General features: G+C 47.4%; 23 protein-coding genes. 20 read left to right on the top strand and 3 right to left on the bottom strand.

Features of this window, described 5'->3' with window-relative positions; translation table 11 throughout:
• Positions 1–64: 64 nt before the first annotated feature.
• Complete coding sequence (locus tag C7R91_RS26315; RefSeq protein ID WP_047073349.1) at positions 65–1,204, bottom strand: ABC transporter permease; 1,140 nt, start codon at positions 1,202–1,204, stop codon at positions 65–67.
• A complete protein-coding gene (locus tag C7R91_RS26310; RefSeq protein ID WP_047073347.1) occupies positions 1,201–1,944 on the bottom strand; it encodes an ABC transporter ATP-binding protein in 744 nt (247 codons plus the stop codon). The genes C7R91_RS26315 and C7R91_RS26310 overlap by 4 nt, the downstream gene beginning before the upstream one ends.
• Positions 1,945–2,162: 218 nt before the next feature.
• On the opposite strand from C7R91_RS26310, the gene C7R91_RS26305 reads away from it, so the two are divergent.
• The 6 genes from C7R91_RS26305 (at position 2,163) to C7R91_RS26280 (ending at position 6,857) form a co-directional block, all read left to right on the top strand.
• Positions 2,163–2,582, top strand: a complete 420-nt coding sequence (locus C7R91_RS26305; RefSeq protein ID WP_047073346.1) for a hypothetical protein — start codon at positions 2,163–2,165, stop codon at positions 2,580–2,582.
• Positions 2,583–2,691: 109 nt separating this feature from the next.
• Positions 2,692–3,336, top strand: coding sequence for a SurA N-terminal domain-containing protein (locus C7R91_RS26300; protein ID WP_047073343.1), 645 nt, complete (start codon positions 2,692–2,694; stop codon positions 3,334–3,336).
• 141 nt (positions 3,337–3,477) lie between these two features.
• Positions 3,478–4,986, top strand: a complete 1,509-nt coding sequence (locus C7R91_RS26295; RefSeq protein ID WP_047073342.1) for a spore germination protein — start codon at positions 3,478–3,480, stop codon at positions 4,984–4,986.
• 35 nt (positions 4,987–5,021) lie between these two features.
• On the top strand, positions 5,022–6,203 hold the full coding sequence (locus C7R91_RS26290) for a Ger(x)C family spore germination protein (RefSeq protein WP_047073341.1): 1,182 nt from the start codon (positions 5,022–5,024) through the stop codon (positions 6,201–6,203).
• Positions 6,204–6,231: 28 nt separating this feature from the next.
• Positions 6,232–6,459: a hypothetical protein gene (locus C7R91_RS26285; RefSeq protein WP_047073340.1), complete on the top strand. Its 228-nt coding sequence runs from the start codon at positions 6,232–6,234 to the stop codon at positions 6,457–6,459.
• Between the two features lie 47 nt (positions 6,460–6,506).
• The gene (locus C7R91_RS26280; protein WP_047073339.1) at positions 6,507–6,857 is read left to right on the top strand and encodes a DUF2512 family protein; all 351 of its coding nucleotides are present in this window, start codon (positions 6,507–6,509) and stop codon (positions 6,855–6,857) included.
• A gap of 55 nt (positions 6,858–6,912) precedes the next feature.
• Here C7R91_RS26280 and C7R91_RS26275 read toward each other — a convergent pair whose 3' ends face one another.
• Positions 6,913–7,749 (bottom strand): oxidoreductase, encoded by an 837-nt coding sequence (locus C7R91_RS26275; RefSeq protein WP_047073338.1) that lies wholly within the window; start codon positions 7,747–7,749, stop codon positions 6,913–6,915.
• Between the two features lie 336 nt (positions 7,750–8,085).
• Between C7R91_RS26275 and coxB the strand changes: the two genes are divergently transcribed.
• The 14 genes from coxB (at position 8,086) to C7R91_RS26200 (ending at position 19,836) form a co-directional block, all read left to right on the top strand.
• The gene (coxB, locus tag C7R91_RS26270) at positions 8,086–9,114 is read left to right on the top strand and encodes a cytochrome c oxidase subunit II (RefSeq protein WP_047073337.1); all 1,029 of its coding nucleotides are present in this window, start codon (positions 8,086–8,088) and stop codon (positions 9,112–9,114) included.
• Between the two features lie 71 nt (positions 9,115–9,185).
• A complete protein-coding gene (gene ctaD, locus C7R91_RS26265) occupies positions 9,186–11,030 on the top strand; it encodes a cytochrome c oxidase subunit I (protein ID WP_047073335.1) in 1,845 nt (614 codons plus the stop codon).
• The gene (locus tag C7R91_RS26260; protein ID WP_047073333.1) at positions 11,030–11,656 is read left to right on the top strand and encodes a cytochrome c oxidase subunit 3; all 627 of its coding nucleotides are present in this window, start codon (positions 11,030–11,032) and stop codon (positions 11,654–11,656) included. The genes ctaD and C7R91_RS26260 overlap by 1 nt, the downstream gene beginning before the upstream one ends.
• 3 nt (positions 11,657–11,659) lie before the next feature.
• Positions 11,660–11,977, top strand: a complete 318-nt coding sequence (locus tag C7R91_RS26255) for a cytochrome C oxidase subunit IV family protein (protein WP_047073332.1) — start codon at positions 11,660–11,662, stop codon at positions 11,975–11,977.
• A 399-nt stretch (positions 11,978–12,376) separates the two neighbouring features.
• Positions 12,377–12,961 carry a TetR/AcrR family transcriptional regulator gene (locus C7R91_RS26250; protein WP_047073330.1) on the top strand — a complete coding sequence of 195 codons (585 nt, stop codon included), beginning with the start codon at positions 12,377–12,379 and terminating at the stop codon, positions 12,959–12,961.
• 160 nt (positions 12,962–13,121) lie between these two features.
• The gene (locus tag C7R91_RS26245) at positions 13,122–13,586 is read left to right on the top strand and encodes a nuclear transport factor 2 family protein (RefSeq protein ID WP_047073327.1); all 465 of its coding nucleotides are present in this window, start codon (positions 13,122–13,124) and stop codon (positions 13,584–13,586) included.
• A 22-nt stretch (positions 13,587–13,608) separates the two neighbouring features.
• Complete coding sequence (locus C7R91_RS26240; RefSeq protein WP_047073326.1) at positions 13,609–14,463, top strand: NmrA family NAD(P)-binding protein; 855 nt, start codon at positions 13,609–13,611, stop codon at positions 14,461–14,463.
• 348 nt (positions 14,464–14,811) lie between these two features.
• Positions 14,812–15,111 carry an EthD family reductase gene (locus C7R91_RS26230; protein ID WP_047073324.1) on the top strand — a complete coding sequence of 100 codons (300 nt, stop codon included), beginning with the start codon at positions 14,812–14,814 and terminating at the stop codon, positions 15,109–15,111.
• 2 nt (positions 15,112–15,113) lie between these two features.
• Positions 15,114–15,575, top strand: a complete 462-nt coding sequence (locus tag C7R91_RS26225; RefSeq protein ID WP_047073323.1) for a PaaI family thioesterase — start codon at positions 15,114–15,116, stop codon at positions 15,573–15,575.
• A 93-nt stretch (positions 15,576–15,668) separates the two neighbouring features.
• Complete coding sequence (locus C7R91_RS26220) at positions 15,669–16,070, top strand: PaaI family thioesterase (RefSeq protein ID WP_047073320.1); 402 nt, start codon at positions 15,669–15,671, stop codon at positions 16,068–16,070.
• On the top strand, positions 16,070–16,855 hold the full coding sequence (locus C7R91_RS26215; RefSeq protein WP_174769375.1) for an enoyl-CoA hydratase-related protein: 786 nt from the start codon (positions 16,070–16,072) through the stop codon (positions 16,853–16,855). The genes C7R91_RS26220 and C7R91_RS26215 overlap by 1 nt, the downstream gene beginning before the upstream one ends.
• A gap of 56 nt (positions 16,856–16,911) precedes the next feature.
• Positions 16,912–18,240 (top strand): phenylacetate--CoA ligase PaaK, encoded by a 1,329-nt coding sequence (gene paaK / locus C7R91_RS26210; protein WP_047073319.1) that lies wholly within the window; start codon positions 16,912–16,914, stop codon positions 18,238–18,240.
• A 33-nt stretch (positions 18,241–18,273) separates the two neighbouring features.
• Positions 18,274–19,047: an enoyl-CoA hydratase-related protein gene (locus C7R91_RS26205; RefSeq protein ID WP_047073317.1), complete on the top strand. Its 774-nt coding sequence runs from the start codon at positions 18,274–18,276 to the stop codon at positions 19,045–19,047.
• 9 nt (positions 19,048–19,056) lie between these two features.
• Positions 19,057–19,836 (top strand): enoyl-CoA hydratase-related protein, encoded by a 780-nt coding sequence (locus C7R91_RS26200; RefSeq protein ID WP_047073315.1) that lies wholly within the window; start codon positions 19,057–19,059, stop codon positions 19,834–19,836.
• Positions 19,837–19,901 lie beyond the last annotated feature (65 nt).

Genomic DNA, 19,901 nt, shown 5'->3' with positions numbered 1-19,901 from the left:
CAGAGGCGCTTGGACTGGAAATGCGCTTCTTCCACGCGACTTTTTATGTAACGGCAAGCTTACACTACAAAATTCCAATAAGCACTAGAACTACACCGTGCACGCCCAATAGCACCATACGCAGCCAGCTAAAAGCCTGTCTCATCTGACCATCCCGAATCGGAAAGATCGAATACCCGTTGCGCTTTTGCTGGTGGCGCCAGAGGCTGCCGATCTGGCTGGCTGTCATGAAGAGAAAGAGCAGGCCAGCAATGATTTTTGCATAGGGACCGGGCAATATGAGAACGACGAAGCCTGACAGCAGGAGGAGTCTGAAATAAATGCCCGCAAAGTCACCAGAGCGAATAAATTTTTTGGTAAACAGATGATGTCCTGCTGTTGATTGACGGTAAGGCAGCAGCTTCGTCAAGGCAATGAGCCACGGGCGCGACTTCACCTGGTGCTGCATGGCAGGGACATCCCTGAAGTTGTTCACGAACTGATAAAAGCGGTGACGCAAGCCGCTCTCGATGGCCAGCAGGCGATACCATTGTAGGGAATGTTTTTTCTTATAGGTCAACATTCGCGAATGGAGCCAGATCAAGAGCGCAGCACAGATCAGAACACCAAATGGGATAGGACCTAACCGTAAGAATTGTCCTTCACTTAATACCCAAGCGAGGAGGATGTAAGAAAAGACAAATCGAGCGAGTGTATAGAATCCGATATTCTTCTGATCCGGCAAACGCAAGAACGTCCAATTGCTGTAAATATTCCAGCCCTTCAAGAGCAGGGGAATGCCCCAATAAACCCACAGCTGCACGCCTTGAGCGCCTACGACCCCTGTATACATAGGCATGAGCAGGAGCAGGACGATAAACACCACCATGCTCTGAATGGCAAAATTGTAAACGAGCGCCTTCCGGAAATAGCGATCCAGTCTTACTTCATGCGGAGTCAAAAAAAGCAAATCCGCTTCCAGCAAAAACGTGCGCAGGGGGCTTTTCACCACGATAAAAGCAATCACGAGGGCCATAGCATACGGCAAAGGGAACCAGGGTGGAATCATCGCGATGATGCTGCGGTAGTAGAAGGCGAGCAACCCCATCAAAAAAATTCCGACGAACGCCAATCCGCCATTCGCCATGTACTGGGCATACCTAATGAATTCTACCGAAAAGACATGGAACCGTTTGCGAAATAATTGATCTACGTCTATTTTCACTGGCCGTCATCCTCTACGATATGCAAGTATATGTCGTCCAAGGAGCTATCTGGGAGCCCTGTTATATGCCGAAGCTCCTCAAGCGTTCCTTGGGCTCTAATCTCGCCTTTGTGCAAAATGATGAATCGGTCACAATGCTTCTCGGCGGTCGCCAAAATATGCGTGGACATCAAAATGCCAGCCCCTTGCTCCTTGCAACGGTTCAACCACGTGAGAAGAGAGCGAATCCCCAGAGGGTCCAGACCCAGGATCGGTTCATCCACGATGTACAGAGGCGGTTGTACGAGCAACGCCATCATGATCATGAGCTTTTGGCGCATCCCTTTGGAAAACTGCTGGGGAAATCGGTCCTTCATTTCCTCCATGCGGAATTCTTTTAAGAGAGGACGTGCCCGTTCATAAAAAATTTCCTGGTCCAGCCCGTGGCTCATGGCCATTAACTCGATATGCTCCCACAGCGTAAGCTCTTCGTAATAAATGGGAGACTCCGGGATATACCCGTAAGACAAACGATAGTTTTCGGGATCGGATTGAAAGGTCTTCCCCGCAATGCTGATTTCGCCTGCGATTGGTTCCAAGAGTCCTAAAATATGCTTGATTGTCGTGCTTTTGCCTGCTCCATTCAGCCCGATTAGCGCCACAATTTCTTTTTCGCGTATGTGAAAGGAGACGTCTTTGATTACAGCGTGGTTGTAAGAGTACCCACCCGTTACCCCTTTTACCTCCAACAAGGTTGTCATGGTATCCTCCTTTATGAATAAACGGTCATGTCCCCGTTTATTTGAGAGAAATGCTAGATAGTCTTCCATCTATTTTAGCTGAATTCAGGATTTGGAAATACATTTGTTTGCCGCCTTTTTTTACACGAGACTGAACAAAGTAGGATAACCGTACAAGCAATGCTCCTCTCCGCTACATAAACAAGGAGTATAAGGGACGGACGGGGGAGGTGGAATCTATGACAGCGGGACCGTATGAAAATCAGAAAGATATAGATCAGCATATACAACGTATCTATATGAAATTAGACAAATTCGACGAACGAATTGATCAGCTTGAGGGACAAATGATAGTCGTCACGAAGTGGTTGGAACGAATTGAACATCGATTGGGACGCATGGAGGATGTGCGTTATGATGTACTGCAAGTTTTGAACAAGCTACAGACTGAGTTAGAAACGAAAGCAGAGAAGACGGAAAAAGACAAAGATATTATCTTGCAATTACTGTCTAACGAAAATCGGGACAAGGAAGCACTCGCTCAGTCTATGGAAGTAGAAAAAGACAGGAAGCAAGAACGATTTTTACAGGTTTGGGCAGTTTTAGGTCCTGTCATCGCCTCCGTTCTCTCCTCTTTTTTTACCCGATTTTTTATGTAGTGCATAATATGTTTAGAATGTGGAAAAGTTGTGTAATACGCTTTCCATTTTTCTACCATAACTTCTTTCTATACTTGGAGGGCAGATTATAGAAAGAGAGGATATCCAAGTGAAGAAGTTTGATCTTTCCATGCTTTCGGTTGCCATATTATTAACGGGGTTAGCTGTTTTAGGTTTTTATCAATCGTGGGCAAAAGGCAATGACCCTGTATTGGTAACGGCTGGCGATACCTCCATTACGCAAAATCAGCTTTACGGTGAAATGAAGAAAACGTACGGAAAACAAACGATACATGAACTTGTTGCGGAAACGTTAATCAAGCAGGAAGCCAAGACGCAAAACGTCGCGGTGACGCAAGAAGATATGAATAAAGAGATTGATTCAATGAAACAACAGGTAGGTTCACCTGAGGCATTCCAAAACTACTTGAAGAGTATGGGAATGACCGAGGCACAGCTACGGGATAAGTTGAACGTGCTCATGACACGGGATAAGTTGTTGGATAAAGCATTCCCGGTTACCGAGGAGCAAATCAAAACCTACTACGATACAAATAAAGCACAGCTGGGGTCACCGACACCTGAGTTTGATAAAGTCAAAGATCAGATCAAGATGATGCTGACCGACCAAAATCGCAGTCAGAATTACGGTACCTGGTTAAATACGCTTCAGGATAAACACAAAGTAGAATGGTACGATCCTTCCTTTGACGATGCAGCAGTGCCAGGTGATGCACAAACACCTGCTCCATAGTGTAGAACTTATACCAAAGACCTTGTCCTCTTACGAAGAGTGCGAGGTCTTTTTCTGTGAAAACGATCATGATCGTTTTGTTTAGCAATGGGGGCAATCGGAGAAACTGTGTTCATATTGCCGATGTGAGGAGCAATCCGAATGACTCAGATTGGTTGCAGCTTAGACGACAACGTTCACTATATTAAAGAATCGCTCGGTTACAGCAATGACATTGTGATTCGAGAGGTAGTCCTAAATACCCTAGAGCCTGTTCGGGCAGCGGTCTTGTATGCGGATGGCATGGTTGATTCGTATCTGGTGCAAGCCGTATTAATCGATAGTCTCTTATATAAAATACGCTTGAAAGAATGGGAAGGGATACGCGAAGACGAGTTCGTTCCCTTTTTAAAAGAATCCGTCCTGACCGTAGGGGATATGGGGGATTTATACGATTTTCCCACATTGTTTACAGCATTGCTGTCTGGCTGTGTGATCATTCTCGTGGATGGCTGCTCGCAAGCAATTCATGTCGGTTTGCAGGAGTGGAAGGATAGAGGAGTCACCGAGCCGTCATCGCAAACCGTTATTCGTGGTCCACGGGAAAGCTTCACGGAGACACTTCGCACGAATATTACGCTGCTGCGCAGACGGATTTCCAGTGAAAAGCTAAGGATGGAAATCAGCAGAATCGGCGAGGAAACCAAGACAGAAGTCGCGATTGTTTATATAAAAGGGATTGTAGAAGAAGGTGTTGTAGAAGAAGTGCGTAACAGACTGGATCGAATCAGCATCGATGGCATCTTGGAAAGCGGAATGATTGAGGAGCTGATCCAGGACGAAGCCTACACACCTTTCCCCACCATCTCTAACTCGGAGCGCCCGGATGTGGTCGCCGCAAATCTATTAGAGGGGCGCGTAGCGATTCTTGTAGATGGGACTCCTTTTGTTCTGACCGTGCCCTCTCTCTTTGTTGAGTTTTTCCATTCAGCGGAGGACTACTATCAGCGCTTTGATTTTAGTACGTTGATTCGCATGCTGCGATTCGCTTGTTTTTTTATAGCGTTGCTTGCTCCCTCTCTCTATATCGCCATTACGACCTTCCACCAAGAGATGCTCCCGACACAGCTTTTAATCAGCTTGGCGGCACAGAGAGAAGGAGTGCCCTTTCCAGCCTTTATTGAGGCGATCATGATGGAAGTGGCTTTTGAGATATTGCGAGAGGCTGGAATTCGGATGCCGCGTGCCGTCGGTCAAGCCATTTCTATCGTGGGAACACTGGTCATCGGACAAGCAGCGGTGGAGGCGGGGATTGTTTCGGCAGCGATGGTTATTGTGGTCTCGATTACCGCAATCTCCAGCTTTATTTTCCCAGCGAGCAACATGTCGATTACCGTGAGGATTCTTCGCTTTCCACTGATGGTTCTGGCTGCTTCTTTTGGCATATACGGAATTATTGTAGGGATCCTTGCGTTAGTGCTGCATTTATGCAGTTTACGCTCGTTTGGCGTACCGTATATGGAATCGTTTGCTCCGTTTTCCTTGAAAGAGCAAAGAGACACGATCTTTCGCTTGCCTCGCTGGGCCTTGGACAAACGTCCTGAATCGATCACCAAAAACAATTTGCGCCGTCAATCTAAAGGGATAAAGCCATTACCGCCGCAGAAGTAAGAGGCTTTCCACAGCATGTAAAGGAGTGGGCACCAGTGAAAGGGATAAAAGTTCTTCTCTGCATCGTGCTCGTTGTTATCCTAGCTGGTTGTTGGGATCGAAAAGAACTGAACGATTTGGCGATTGCGGTCGGGATCGGTATTGATAAAGTGCAAGGAGGCTATCAAGTATCGGTTCAAGTAGTAGACCCTGCAGAGGTCGCGGCCAACAAGGGGAAGCCTGGACGTTCGCCTGTTACTCTCTTTACGATGAACGCGCCGACGATTTTGGAGGCTGTGAGGAAAATGACCACGATTTCTCCTCGGAAAATTTATATGGCGCATACGCGGATGCTCATATTTGGTGAGGCGGTTGCGAGAGAGGGAATCGCTCCTGTCGTCGATTTTGTCTCGCGTGACCATGAGTTTCGGACTGACTTTTATATTGCCATCGCTAGAGGAACGACGGCACGCAACATCCTGAGAGTGATCACACCGCTTGAGCAAATCCCTTCTACAGAAATGTTTGCTTCTTTGGAGACATCCTCCAAAGTATGGGCGCCTACCGCAGCAATTACGATGGATCAATTGATTACTGACTTTACCAGCAAAGGGAAACAAGCGGTTTTGACAGGCGTGCGACTAACGGGACCTGCAAGTGAGGGGGATAAACGAAAAAATGTCGAGCAAATAGATTCGCCCGTGCTGCTTCAATATACAACATTGGCTGCTTTCCGGGGAGACAAGTTGATCAACTGGCTGAGTGAAGCGGACAGCAAAGCCTATAGTTACATTACAGGCAAAGTAAAAAGCACGGTCGGAAGTATGCCTTGCAAGGGGGGCGGGCTCTTGACGTTGGAAGTCATGCACGCTGACGCGAAAATCGACGCTACCATGAAAAATGGCGCGCCTGAAGTCATCGTTCACATTGGTTTGGAAAATGATATTGGCGAAGTGCAGTGCAAGCTCGATCTGACAGAGAAGGGAACGATCAAGGAGCTGGAAAAAGAGGCAGAAACATCACTGGAAAAATTGGCGACAAAAGCAATTGCGAATGCCAAGAAACATGGAGTAGACATATATGGATTCGGAGAAGCGATCCACCGAAAATACCCGAAAGTATGGAAGAAGATAGGGAGCAATTGGGAAAAGGAATTTACCAAGCTGCCAGTACATGTGATCGCCGATGTGAAAATCAGACGTTTAGGAACCATCAATAATGCCTTTGAAGAAAAGTGATTGTGTAACAGGGACAGGGGGAGTTTGTATGTCGACATTTGCCGTCATCGTTGTATCTATAATGGTTTGTGCATACGAGCTGCCCAGATTGATTCGGAAGCAGCAGCGCAAAGAGATTGCTGTCTTTCTTGGGTTGCTTGTCATCAGTGTTGGCTTGTACGCAGGAGCCGAGAAAGGGGTTGTCCCTAATCCTGTTTATTGGATGGAAATGGTTTACAAGCCGGTATACGACGGCGTCATGACATGGCTGAAGTAAACGAGGGGCATACTGAGTACACCCCCAGTAAAGGAGAGTAAATAGACGTGGACGGTCTTTTGATGAAGCTGCTCGTTAGTCCGTTATTGGTCGTTTTGGCAGATGCTCTCTTTCCAGAAGTGAATTTCGCTAATCTATATCAGTCTGTCGGAGTCGGATTTGTATTGGCAGTCGCCGGATATTTTTTGGATAGGGCGATCCTTGCATCAGGGAGTCTTTGGCTTACGACCATGTTTGACTTGATTATCAGCTTTTTGATCGTTTATGGAAGCATTGTGTTTTTGCCGACGGCTCAAATCGCTGCAATCGGGGCCGGTTTTGTTGCGATATTTTTTGGCGTAGCAGAATATATCCAGCATGTTTGGCTGATACGCACAGGACGAACGGAAAGTGTATAGTTGTTTAACGTGCAAACACACTCCTTCGGGGTGTGTTTTGTTTATGGATAAATCATTACGATCGCTTTGTCACGATTCGCTCAATCCATGACCACGGAAGCCAATTTTTTGCGGCGATCGTAAGTCCCACGCCTCGGCCAACTGGGTAGCGGAATCGCGGCTTGGGAGTGGTGGCTGCATGGACAATCGTCGAGATGACTGCGTCAGGGGGAGGTGCCTTTTCTATGATCGCTTCTACGTGACGCATCAGTTTCTTCATTTGGGAGGCGTAAGGAGAGTTTTCATTAAGCTGTTGGTCTTGCATTCCTTTCTCCCAGATTGCTGTACGAAAGGAGCCGGGCTCAACAAGGACGACTTGGACCTGAAAGGGTAGCATTTCGAGGCGAAGCGACTCACTGAAGCCTTCGACTGCATGCTTGGATGCAGCATACGGTGATAGACCAGGGAAACCAAATCGCCCACTGATGCTGCTTACGTTAATAATTCGTCCAGCTTGTTGCTGCCGCATATAAGGCAAGACTGCCCGAGTGACGTCGATCAGTCCGAACACATTTACATCAAACTGCTTGCGCCATTCCTCCGAAGTGACTTCCTCGGCAAAGCCGCCCAACGCGTAGCCGGCATTGTTCACTAACAGATCAATGCGCCCATGCTTTGCAATAATGGAGGTGATCGCATCCTGAATTTGTTCCGGATTCGTAACATCAAGGGAAATGACTTCCAGATGCTCAGGATCTATAAACAAGCTTGCCAATTTGTCAAGAGGGTCTCTTTTTGCTAGATCACGCATAGCAGCAATTACCTGAAAACCGGCCTTGACTAAAGCGACTGATGCGTGCTTACCAAAGCCACTTGAGGTACCAGTGACTAGTGCAATTGGTCTTTTTTGCATGAAATTCTCCTTTTAAATGGATAGTTTGACAGTATTTAACTCCAATGTTCACAAAATTGTTCATAAATTTGTTAACAAAATCATAACAAATAGCCTTTGTATTAAGGAAAATTTATGTATACTTAAATGGTTACCACGCTTGGGTAGAAGTGTGCAACACTGCCCCTTACTTTCCTGTTTGTTTCTGGAATGACTGCTAATACTTTTCACGTTTGGGTATTATAGTTGTGAATGGTATTGTATGCGATTTCTTCAAGCAGATAGAAAAGTACGAAAACTTCTAGTTGTAGGCGTGGCTAGAACGTTACCAACACGAAGAAAGAGGGGTTCATTGGTATGAAGGGTTGGCAACAGTATTGGCGTCAGTTTTCCCTGTTTGCTCTGCTGGCGCTAGTGTTAACCGGGTGTGGCAAAGATGAGCTCTCAGCGCTCAAGCCCTCTGGTCCGGTAGCTGCTATGCAGTTTGACCTGATGAAGCTGTCCTCCGCTATCATGATCGGCGTCTTCATTGTCGTAATGGCGATCTTTACGTACGTCCTTATCCGTTATCGTAAGCGTCCCGGACAGCAAGGCATTCCTAAGCAGGTCGAAGGAAATCATGCACTTGAAATTCTTTGGACGGTAATTCCTTTCTTGCTCCTTATCATCATGGCGATTCCGACTGTTACTACCGGTTTTGCACTGCACAAGGAGTACCCAAAAGAGGAAGCAGTTCAAGTAAAGGTTACCGCTCACCAATTCTGGTGGGAGTTCGAGTATCCTGATCTTGGAGTAGCGACTGCACAAGACTTGGTATTGCCAGTTGGTAAAAAGGTTCAATTCGTATTATCAGCGTCTGATGTTAAGCACGCATTCTGGATTCCTGCATTGGGCGGCAAAATCGATACGAACCCAGGGCAAGAAAACAAAATGTGGCTGCAAGCAGACAAAACAGGCATTTACTACGGTAAATGTGCGGAGCTCTGTGGAGCGTCCCATGCCTTGATGGACTTCAAGGTAGAAGTAATGGAACAAGCAGATTTTGACACTTGGGTAGCTGGCATGAAGGGCGTTCAGGCAAAAGAACCTGTAACGGCAACTTCTCCACTGGCTGCAGAAGGTCAACAAATCTTCGATAAGAGCTGTTTGGGATGTCACGCTGTGGCAGGTAAAGGCGGTAAGATGGGGCCAAACCTGACTAACTTTGCAGATCGTGAACGCGTAGCAGGTATCAAAGCTCATACGCCTGAAAACATTGCAGATTGGCTGAAAGATCCTCAAAAAATCAAGCCGGGCAACAAAATGCCTAACCTCAACCTCGATGACAACCAAGTGAAAGCGCTTGTAGAGTACATGGAGACATTGAGCGTAAGCGAGAAAAAGTAAAGTAAAACCTCATAAAACTTATTGCATTGACAATCGTCATAGGCAGTGACGCTTAAAAAGGAGGTAAACCCGTGTCTGCACATGCTTCTCATGCACCAAATCGTTCGGGGCTGTGGGATTATCTTACGACAGTGGACCATAAGAAGATTGCGATCCTTTATCTGATTGCTGGTGGGATTTTCTTCTTGGCCGGTGGTTTGGAAGCCCTGCTGATTCGTTTGCAGTTGATGTACCCAGAGATTGAATTCGTTGGTGCCAAGACTTTTAACGAATTAATTACGATGCACGGCACTACGATGATTTTCTTGGCGGTTATGCCGATCATTTTTGCTTTGATGAACGCGATTGTTCCCCTTCAAATCGGTGCACGCGACGTAGCATTCCCGTTTGTTAACGCACTCGGATTCTGGCTATTTTTCTTCGGGGGAGTGCTACTGAACACAAGCTGGTTCTTGGGTGGCGCACCTGATGCTGGTTGGACATCGTATACAACTTTGGCTTTGAATCAATACAGTGGAAGAGGAGTAGACTTCTACGTACTTGGTTTGCAAATTGCCGGTCTCGGAACGCTGATTGGTGGTATTAACTTCCTGGTTACCATCATCAACATGCGTGCTCCAGGTATGACATTCATGCGTATGCCAATGTTCACCTGGGCGTCCTTTATTACATCCGGTTTGATCCTCTTCGCATTCCCTGCGATTACGGTTGGTTTGGTTCTGTTGATGTTTGACCGCTTGTTCGGCGGAAACTTTTTCAACCCTGACGCAGGTGGTAACGTTGTTATCTGGGAGCACTTGTTCTGGATCTTCGGTCACCCCGAAGTATACATTTTGATTCTCCCGGCATTCGGTATCATTTCTGAAGTAGTTTCTACATTCTCAAGAAAGCGCCTGTTCGGTTACAGCTCCATGGTGTTTGCAACAGCGCTGATCGGTTTCTTGGGCTTCATGGTGTGGGCTCACCACATGTTCACAACAGGCTTGGGCGCAATTGCCAACACGCTGTTTGGACTTGCAACCATGTTGATTGCTGTTCCTACAGGTATTAAAATCTTTAACTGGCTGTTGACCATGTGGGGCGGTCAAATCCGCTTCCCTACCGCAAACCTGTTTGCAGTAGGATTTATCCCAACGTTTACAATCGGTGGTATGACAGGGGTTATGCTTGCGGTTCCGCCAGCTGACTACCAATACCATGACAGTTATTTTGTAGTTGCTCACTTCCACTACGTAATCGTAGGGGGTCTCGTATTCGGTCTCTTCTCCGGTCTTTACTACTGGTGGCCGAAAATGTTCGGTAAAATGCTGAACGAAACAATTGGTAAATGGAACTTCTGGACGTTCTTCATTGGTTTCCACCTTACCTTCTTCCCGCAACACTTCCTGGGGCTGATGGGGATGCCGCGTCGCGTCTTTACATACCTCAAAGATCAGAACCTGGATATGGGGAACTTTATCAGTACGATTGGTGCATTTGGTATGACGATCGGTACCATCCTATTCGTAATCAACGTATTCGTTGCAGCGAAAAGCTCCAAACGCGCTCCTGCAGATCCATGGGATGGACGTTCACTCGAATGGGCGATTCCTTCACCGCCGCCGGAGTACAACTTCGTTCAAACGCCTCTCGTTCGCGGTTTGGATGCGTTGTGGGTTGAGAAAATGGCTGGTAACAAAGGCATGACGCCTGCTGAGCCTATTGGCGACATTCACATGCCATCGCCATCGTTCTTGCCATTCCTGATGTCTCTCGGATTGTTCGTGGCAGGCTATGGTTTTATCTACCACAACTATGTGGTTGTAGTCATTGGAATACTCGCTACACTGGCCTGCATGTTTACCCGTTCAGTGAAAGACGATCCAGGTTATCACATTCATGAAGATGAACTCGAAGAGAAAGGGGTAAAGGCTTAATGGCTAACCATCACGCACATGCAGTATTGCCTGACGAACCGGAAAAAGCCACCCTTGAAGGTAAGAATAAGGTTCTTGGCTTCTGGCTCTTCCTCGGTGGAGAGACAGTTCTCTTCGGTTCCTTGTTTGCAACATTTATCGCTCTTCGTGATCAAGCAAATGGTGGACCAACGTCCCAAGCGTTGTTTGACATGAATCTCGTTGCAGTGGCGACACTTCTCTTGCTTACCAGCTCGATGACAAGTGTTATGGCTACACTGGCTCTGCACAAAAAAGACCTCAAGAAGATTCAGCTATGGCTGACTATCACAGTAATACTCGGTCTTGGCTTCCTTGCTTTGGAGATTTACGAGTTTGTACACTATGTGAATGAAGGCTTGAAAATGTCAACGAGTGCATTTTCATCTGCCTTCTACACATTGGTTGGATTCCACGGAGCTCACGTAGCGTTCGGGATTTGCTGGATCATCCTTTTGCAACTGTCTGCGACGAAAAAGGGCCTGACGGTAGTAACGGCACCGAAGTTCTACCTGGCAAGTCTGTACTGGCACTTTATCGACGTTGTATGGGTATTCATCTTTACCGTGGTATATCTCATGGGTATGATCGGTGGAAAGGTGGGATAATCTATGGGAGCACAAGCTCATAATGAAGAGGTACGCAAACCGAAAGTTAAACACGATGGTCCGAAAAGACACATTGTTGCTTTCATCGGATCTCTCGTATTGACCGCACTGGCATTCATTGCAGTGGCGTATGAAGCAATTCCATCAGGTTTTACCGTACCATTCATCGTAGCACTGGCCTTTGTTCAAGCGTTCTTCCAGCTGTATGTCTGGATGCACATGGATCAAAAAGGTCATGAGTTTGCACGGATCAGTATTTTTGCAGGATTGTTTGTGATTATGATGGCGATCATCGTCTTTATTTTCTGGGTGTGGATCTAGGAAGTAGAGCGATGCGAGAGGACAGACATTGGGTCTGTCCTCTTTTTTTTGATCTTGTTTTATTGAGTGGCTGTTGGGGAGGGGAAGAAGCGAATTTCCAGTCTACGCTTCGGCCTACGCCCCGCATGGGGGATTCACTGTCCGCTCCGGAAAAAATGTCGGGAGCGCTTCAAACGTAGAAGTTTCGAGGAGTTTTTTCATAAGTGAAGCTGAAATTCCCCGCCATTTTTTCCGAAGCTAGGTCGGGCTCCAGAGGCGCTTGGACTGGAAATTCGCTTCTTCCCACGAGGCTATTGGCGAAGGAATGCAACAATAAATATTTTAGACTAAACGATCCAAAAAATCTTGACTAAACAGTCCGGAAAAGATAATCTAAACGCAGAAGGGAGTATTCATAACATGGCAAGAAGCAAGGAATTCGATACGACGCTTGTCCTGCATAAGGCAATGGAAGTATTTGGGCACTATGGCTATGAAGGTGCGTCTCTGCAAAATTTGTTGGATGGATTAGGGATCGCCCGTCAAAGCCTGTATGATACGTATGGCACGAAAAGAGATCTCTTTCTTTTAGCCGTAAAGCATTACGCGAGCGAGAAGATGACTGCCGTTATTTCGTATTTGGAGCGGCCGGGTTCGGTGAAGGAAAGCATTGCGGAGATTTTCCGCGAAATCGTAACTGTACTCAAGGATGAGAGTCGCTGCAAGGAATGCTTCATTTTGCTGAGTGCCATTGATCAAGTACCACATGATACGGAAATTGCAGATTTTTTTAGAGACGATATGGCCCGATTAGAAGAAGCGTTTTATACTGCACTGGTCCGTGCTCAAGAACAAGGCGAACTGGGTCATCGTGAGAAAAATTTGCGTGCACTTGCACAGTATTTGAATCATGCACGATACGCTTTAACCCAAGCAGCTAAGTTAACCACGAATCCAGAAGTGTTAGACCATATTTTAACCGTTACCCTATCCACGCTTGATTGATAATGGAGCGACTGTAGACGCTTCATTCTATTTTTACATATATTAGACTGATCGATCTGGAAAGGAGGTGAGTATTTTTTTGTGTCGATTCTAGACTGATCGATCTGAAAATAGCTGGAATGTGGATAAATAATAACAAAGGATTAGTGAGGTGCTACCTATGACTGACGCTACTACAAAACTCAGCCAAGAGGCAGAAGAAGTTGTGAAAAGCTTCCTCTTGTTTATGCTGGAGAAGGATATGGATCAATGGATTGAACTATGGGATGACAACGCTGTTTTTGAGTTCCCATATGCTCCCCAAAATTATCCCTCAAAAATTGAAGGGAAGCCTGCGATTTATAACTATATCAAGGATTTTCCGCAAAAGATGGACCTATTTAAATTCAGTGTTCCTCACATTCATCATGCAGCAGCGTCAAACCACGTCATTGTGGAATTTGAATGTGAAGGTCAAGTGATTGCTACAGGACTGCCGTACAATCAAAAATACGTGAGTGTCATCCAAATCAAAGACAAAAAAATTATCCATTACAAGGATTACTGGAATCCATTGGTGGCAATTGAGGCTTTCGGTGGCAGTATGGAATCGTTTTTGAACAGAGATCATCAGTTTGAGAACTAAGATTGGATAAGGAGCTGATCATATGGAACGTAAGGATAAGATACTGATCACGGGTGGAACGGGTACAACAGGAAGCCGTATTGCCAAAAAGCTAACAGAACTAGGCTACCATCCGCGTATAGCGAGCCGTACAAAACCATCTCTCGCCGACATCGAGCATGTACATTTTGATTGGAATGAAGTAGCAACCTTCGAGCATTCATTGAAAGATGTGAAAAAACTATACCTGGTAGCACCAGTGGGTGTTTTTGATCCATCTCCGCTTGTACTTCCGTTTCTGGATAGGGCTTTACAAGCCGGCGTGCAACGCATCGTCATGCTTAGTGCTTTGATTATTCCTGAGGATGGACCCGTGTTCGGAAGGCTGCATGAAGCAGTAAGCAAGCATAGTCCAGAGTGGGCAATATTGAAGCCTTCTTATTTCATGCAAAATTTTATTCATGGGCAACATGGAACCTCAATCAAAGAGGAGGGCAAGATTGTTACATCTACGGGACATGGAAGGATTGGATTCGTAGACGCTGATGATATCGCCGAAGTTGGAGTTCATGCACTCATTGACGAGATTCCACATAACACCCATCATTTTATTACGGGACCAGACGCGCTAAGCTATGCAGAAGTAGCGGCCATGATTGAATCGGCAATTGGACGTACTATCAAGCATGAACATATTAGCACGGAAGCATTGCAGGATAAGCTGGTCACAGCAGGTTTGACGATGGAATATGCAGGTTTCATGGCAGATTTGGATGAACAGATTCGCAATGGTGCCGAAAACAGCGTAACCGATACGGTAGAACGAGTAACAGGGAGAAAACCACGATCCATGGCGGACTTCATATCAACCCATTCCCATCATTGGAATCGAGACTAAGCCATTTTTTTGTGCCCATTCCGGACTGAATGGTCAATAATGTAACTCCGAGAGCCCCGTTAGATTCAACGGGGTTTTTCTTATGAAGCGGATACTCCTGCGAAAGAGGGCTTTTCCCGATAACAGAAGTCGAAATCACCCCATCGAAGCATATTCTGTCAGCCTTTTCCCGGTCATAAATATGAAGAGAAGGGAGGATTCGATTCGGCAGAGTTTTCTCGCTTTTTTAAAAATACTTGCACCTGTCACAAAGGCTTTATATAATAAAAATATTAACATGCGTTAAAATAACGTTATATGAATTCGTCGTCACATTACGACTATAATCTGAAGAAAGCAGGGATCATGATGGTGAAATTGATAGCAATTTATCGCAAGCCCGAAGATATCGATGCTTTTGACAAGCATTATTTCGAGGTACATGGCCCATTGGCAGAGAAAATGCCTGGCTTAATCAAAATGGAAGTGAGCAAAATCTACGGAACTCCAATGGGAGAATCTGATTTGCATCTGATGGCAGAAATGTACTTTGAATCGAAAGAATCTTTGATGGAAGCGTTGTCATCCCCAGAGGGTCGCGCAGCAGGAAAAGACCTCCGTGGCTTCGCTGGACCAATTGTGTCCATGCATTTTGCAGAAGTAGTTTAATCATGACCACGAAAAGATTGGTAGACGAACAAGCGCTCCATCAGAAGCATTACGCAGAGATATGTGAGAAGCTAAAGCAAGATCCGTTTGCGCAATTTTTGGGCATTAAGCTGATTGAGCTGGGAGAAGGAACGGCGACCGCGGAAGTCACAGTTGCCGAGCATATGCTGAATGCGCACGGCACCGCACATGGCGCAATCATCTTCTCCCTGGCAGACTTTGTTTTTGCAGCGGCCTGTAATTCCTATGGCAAAACGTCCGTAGCACTGTCGATGAATATCGGATTTTTGGCTGCTGCCATGAAAGGGAATCGCTTGGTGGCAACAGCGACCGAAGAGAAGAAAAACAATCGCACAGCCTGGTATCGCATTCGCGTAGAAACGGAGCATGGCTTGGTAGCGACACTGGATGCACTGGCTTACCGGAAAAATGATTACTTCGTCGAAATCGACGAAAACGAATAACTGACAGCGAAAATAAAACGGAGAAAGGATGCCAAAAGCAACGTGCTTAGGCTCCTTTCACTGTTTCAAGACGATACGAGAAAGGGGGCAAAGATGTCAGTGGAGATCCGTAATCGATTCAACCACTACCTGGGCATAGAAGTCGTGCACCGAGATGAACAGGGCTGTAAGGTAGCACTGAAAATTCGCCCCGAGCTGTTCAATAGCATCGAAGGTGTCGTACACGGAGGCGTTACGGCGACATTAGCCGATGTGGCGATGGGGCATGGGGCAGCACCTCATGTGGATGGTGTACAGCAATGTGTGACGGTGGAGAGCAAGATTCAGTACCTGCACCCTGCACGCGGTGAGGTACTCGAGGCACAATCCCATGTATTGAAACAAGGGAAAAGCTTGATCGTAATGGAAGCACGCGTGACTTGTGATGGCAAGCTTGTGGCTTTTGCAACCGGCACGTATGCACGTGTGAACCCGCCTGCACAAGGAGGATGTTGATGATGGAAGAGAGCGTTCGCTTTGAACGTGAAGGACATATAGGACTGATTACGCTGAATCGTCCAGATGAGCTGAATGCGCTGAACTACGAAACATTGGAGCGTCTGGGGAACTTGATTGAGCAGGTCCGTTTGGATGCAAAAGAGATTCGCGTCGTCATTGTGAAGGCAGAGGGGCGAGCGTTTAGCGCGGGAGCTGATTTGAAGGAGCGCCGTACATTGACGGAACAGCAGGTACGCCGCAATGTCCGCAAAATCCGCGATGTGTTTACTGCGTTGGAGAGGCTTCCGCAGCCGACGATTGCCATGATTAACGGATTTGCTTTTGGCGGGGGTTTTGAGCTGGCGCTGGCCTGTGATTTCCGCTATGCCGTCGCAGAGGCCAAAATGGGTCTGACAGAGGTGAGCTTGGGCATCATTCCTGGGGCGGGTGGTACGCAGCGGTTGTCTCGCTTGATCGGACCTTCCAAGGCAAAGGAGCTGATTCTGACTGCCAGGCGCATCCAAGCGCAGGAAGCGTATCAAATCGGTTTTGTAAATGCTGTCGCAAAAGATACAGAGGAGCTATGTGAGTTGGCTATGGGGCTGGCGAACGAGATTTTGGCAAATGCTCCGCTGGCGGTGTATCAGGCAAAATCAGCCATTGATCGCGGAAGCAGTGTCGATTTGCAGACAGGTCTAGATATCGAAACCATGTGCTATGAAGTGATTATTCCCACGACAGACCGTCTGGAAGCATTGGAAGCCTTTCGCGAAAAGCGCAAACCAGTTTTTAAGGGTGAGTAACATTTTCAAATACGTACTCCTACCGAGTCATAACGCAAGGGAATGAGGGAAGCGACATGATCTTTAATACAGAAATGGAAACGCTACCAAGAGAGAAAATGACGGAACTGCAACTGGCACGCTTGAAAGAAACGGTCAAACGCGTATACGAGCGCGTCCCTTTCCACACAAAAGCATTCAATGAGGCTGGTGTGAAACCGGAAGATATCCAGTCGATCGAAGACATAAATAAGCTTCCCTTTATGAAAAAGACAGATTTGCGGGAAAATTATCCATTCAATCTGTTTGCGGTTGATATGAAGGAAGTAGCACGCATTCATGGTTCATCCGGGACGAAAGGAAAGCCGACTGTTGTCGGCTACACCAAAAAAGACTTGGAGAATTGGGCGGAGATCGTGGCTCGCGCCATTTGCTGTGCGGGCGGAGAGCCGGGAGACATTTTCCATAACGCGTATGGCTATGGCCTTTTTACAGGCGGCTTGGGTCTGCACAACGGAATCGAGCATATGGGCGCAGTTGCAGTGCCAGTATCCGGTGGCAATACCTCCCGTCAAATTACATTAATCGAGGACTTCAAGCCACGTGGTATTGCAGCAACGCCATCTTATGTCCTCAACATCGTGGAAGAGATGAAAAAGCAAGGAATCGATCCACGTGAGACGAGTGTCAAATACGGGATTTTTGGTGCAGAGCCGTGGTCAGAAGAAATGCGCGTACAGCTGGAACAGGAGCTCGACATTAAAGCGGTGGACATTTACGGACTGAGCGAAGTGATGGGGCCAGGAGTTTCCATTGAATGTCATGAAGTGCAGGATGGCTTGCATATCGCAGAAGACCATTTCTACGCGGAAATTATCGATCCGAATACCGGAGAAGTGCTCCCATACGGAAAAGAAGGCGAGCTCGTGTTTACATCGCTGACGAAAGAAGCATTCCCGGTTGTGCGCTATCGCACGGGTGATATCGCTTCTCTCAACCCCGAGCCCTGTAAGTGCGGACGGACAACCATGCGGATGTCGCGCATCAAAGGGCGTGTAGATGACATGCTCATTATTCGTGGGGTCAATGTGTTCCCGACAGAGATCGAGTCCGTCCTGCTCACGTTCAGCGAATTGGCTCCACATTATCAGGTCGTCATTGAACGCGACGGTGCCCTTGACCGTTTTGAGGTGCACTGCGAGCTGACACCAGCCTATGCAAAAGAGCTCAGTGGAAATGACAGCTCTGCTCTCTCGCCATTGGTGAAAGAAATTTGCCATCACATCAAAAATACGTTGGGCGTGTCTGTGGTGCTGCGGGTGCAACCGCCAAATTCCTTGACGCGCAGCGAAGGCAAAGCGATACGAGTCGTGGATAACCGAAACAAATCACAGGCAGCTATTTAAACCAACTCCTGTAAAAAAAGGGTGTGACAGTTCATGGCCTATGAATATATTAGCGTAGCCAGTGAAGATGGTGTAGGTATCATTACGTTGAATCGACCGAAGATTCTAAACGCGCTGAATTTGCAGCTCGTCGACGAATTGGTTGACCAGCTGGAGCAAATGGACCGCGACCCGGATATTCGGGTGATCATCCTGACTGGAAACGCGAGGGCGTTCGCAGCGGGTGCTGACATTAATGAAATGGCGGAAGCATCAGCCATCGACATCATGAAGCGCAATCAGTTTGCGGTTTGGGATCGCATCTCACTCATCTCCAAACCGATTATTGGTGCCGTCAGCGGTTTTGCGCTCGGTGGTGGCTGTGAATTAATGATGAACTGCGATATTGTGATCGCTTCGGAGACAGCCGTCATTGGCCAACCGGAAATCAAGCTGGGAGTCATGCCTGGGGCTGGTGGTACACAGCGTCTGACGCGTGTGGTAGGTGAGCGAAAAGCACTGGAGATGCTGCTCACAGGTGAACCGATTTCGGCCAAAGAGGCGTTGAAATACGGACTGGTCAATCGAGTAGTGCCAGTGGAGGCGTACTATCAGGAAGCGCTCAAGCTGGCAAAGCAAATCGCCCAGCAGCCGCCGCTCGCGGTACAGGTCATCAAAAAAGCCGTGTACAAAGCTGGGGATCTCCCTCTTCAAGAGGGAATGGATTACGAGCGAAACAGCTTTTATCTTCTTTTGGCAAGCGAAGATCGAAAAGAAGGCATGCAAGCGTTTCTGGAGAAGCGCAAACCCCGTTTTACGGGACATTAGGAGGCGGCCATGTACGAAACGATTCTTTATGAAGTGTCAGAAGGCGTAGCAGTGGTGACTTTGAACCGTCCCGACAAATTCAATGCGTTTACAGCCGTCATGAACAAGGAAATCACCGATGCATTGAAGCAAGCGCAGAAGGATGCGGATGTGCGTTGCATCGTTCTTACCGGTGCAGGGAGGGCGTTCAATGCGGGGCAGGATCTTGGTGACGTTTCTGGGGGAGGAGATGTGGATTATGGTGGGTTCTTGCGGGATCGCTATAATCCAATGATCCTCCAGTTTCAAAAAACAGAGAAGCCAATCATTGCAGCGGTTAACGGCGTAGCAGCAGGTGCAGGCATGAGTGTTGCGCTGGCGTGCGATATTCGTCTGGCATCGGAAAAGGCATCCTTCGTCAATGCTTTTGTCAACATCGGGCTCGTTCCTGATTCAGGAGGCTGCTACTACTTGCCGCGCATCGTCGGGATCGGCAAGGCGTTGGAGCTGGCGATGACGGGCGAAAAGGTTTCCGCCGAGGAAGCACTGCGAATTGGATTGGTCAATCAGGTGTACCCTGCGGAGAGCTTCATGGAGGATGCGTTGGCGTATGCGCGCAAGCTGGCGTCACTACCGACGAAGGGAATTGGCTTGATCAAGCGCACGATGTACAAAGGGCTTGAGATGGGGTTGGAAGAGGCCTTGGAATATGAAGCTTTTGCACAAGAGGCGGCTGGCAGCACAGCGGATCATAAGGAAGGGGTCACCGCTTTCATGGAAAAACGTGCGCCTCGTTTTACAGGCCGTTAGAGGCGAAGGGAGGCAAGCCCAAGTGAGTATAAAAACAGTAGGCGTCATCGGGGCGGGAACGATGG

The organism is Brevibacillus formosus (genome assembly GCF_003013405.1).
GTDB classification, from domain to species: domain Bacteria; phylum Bacillota; class Bacilli; order Brevibacillales; family Brevibacillaceae; genus Brevibacillus; species Brevibacillus formosus.
This window is presented reverse-complemented; position numbering and strand designations above follow the sequence as displayed.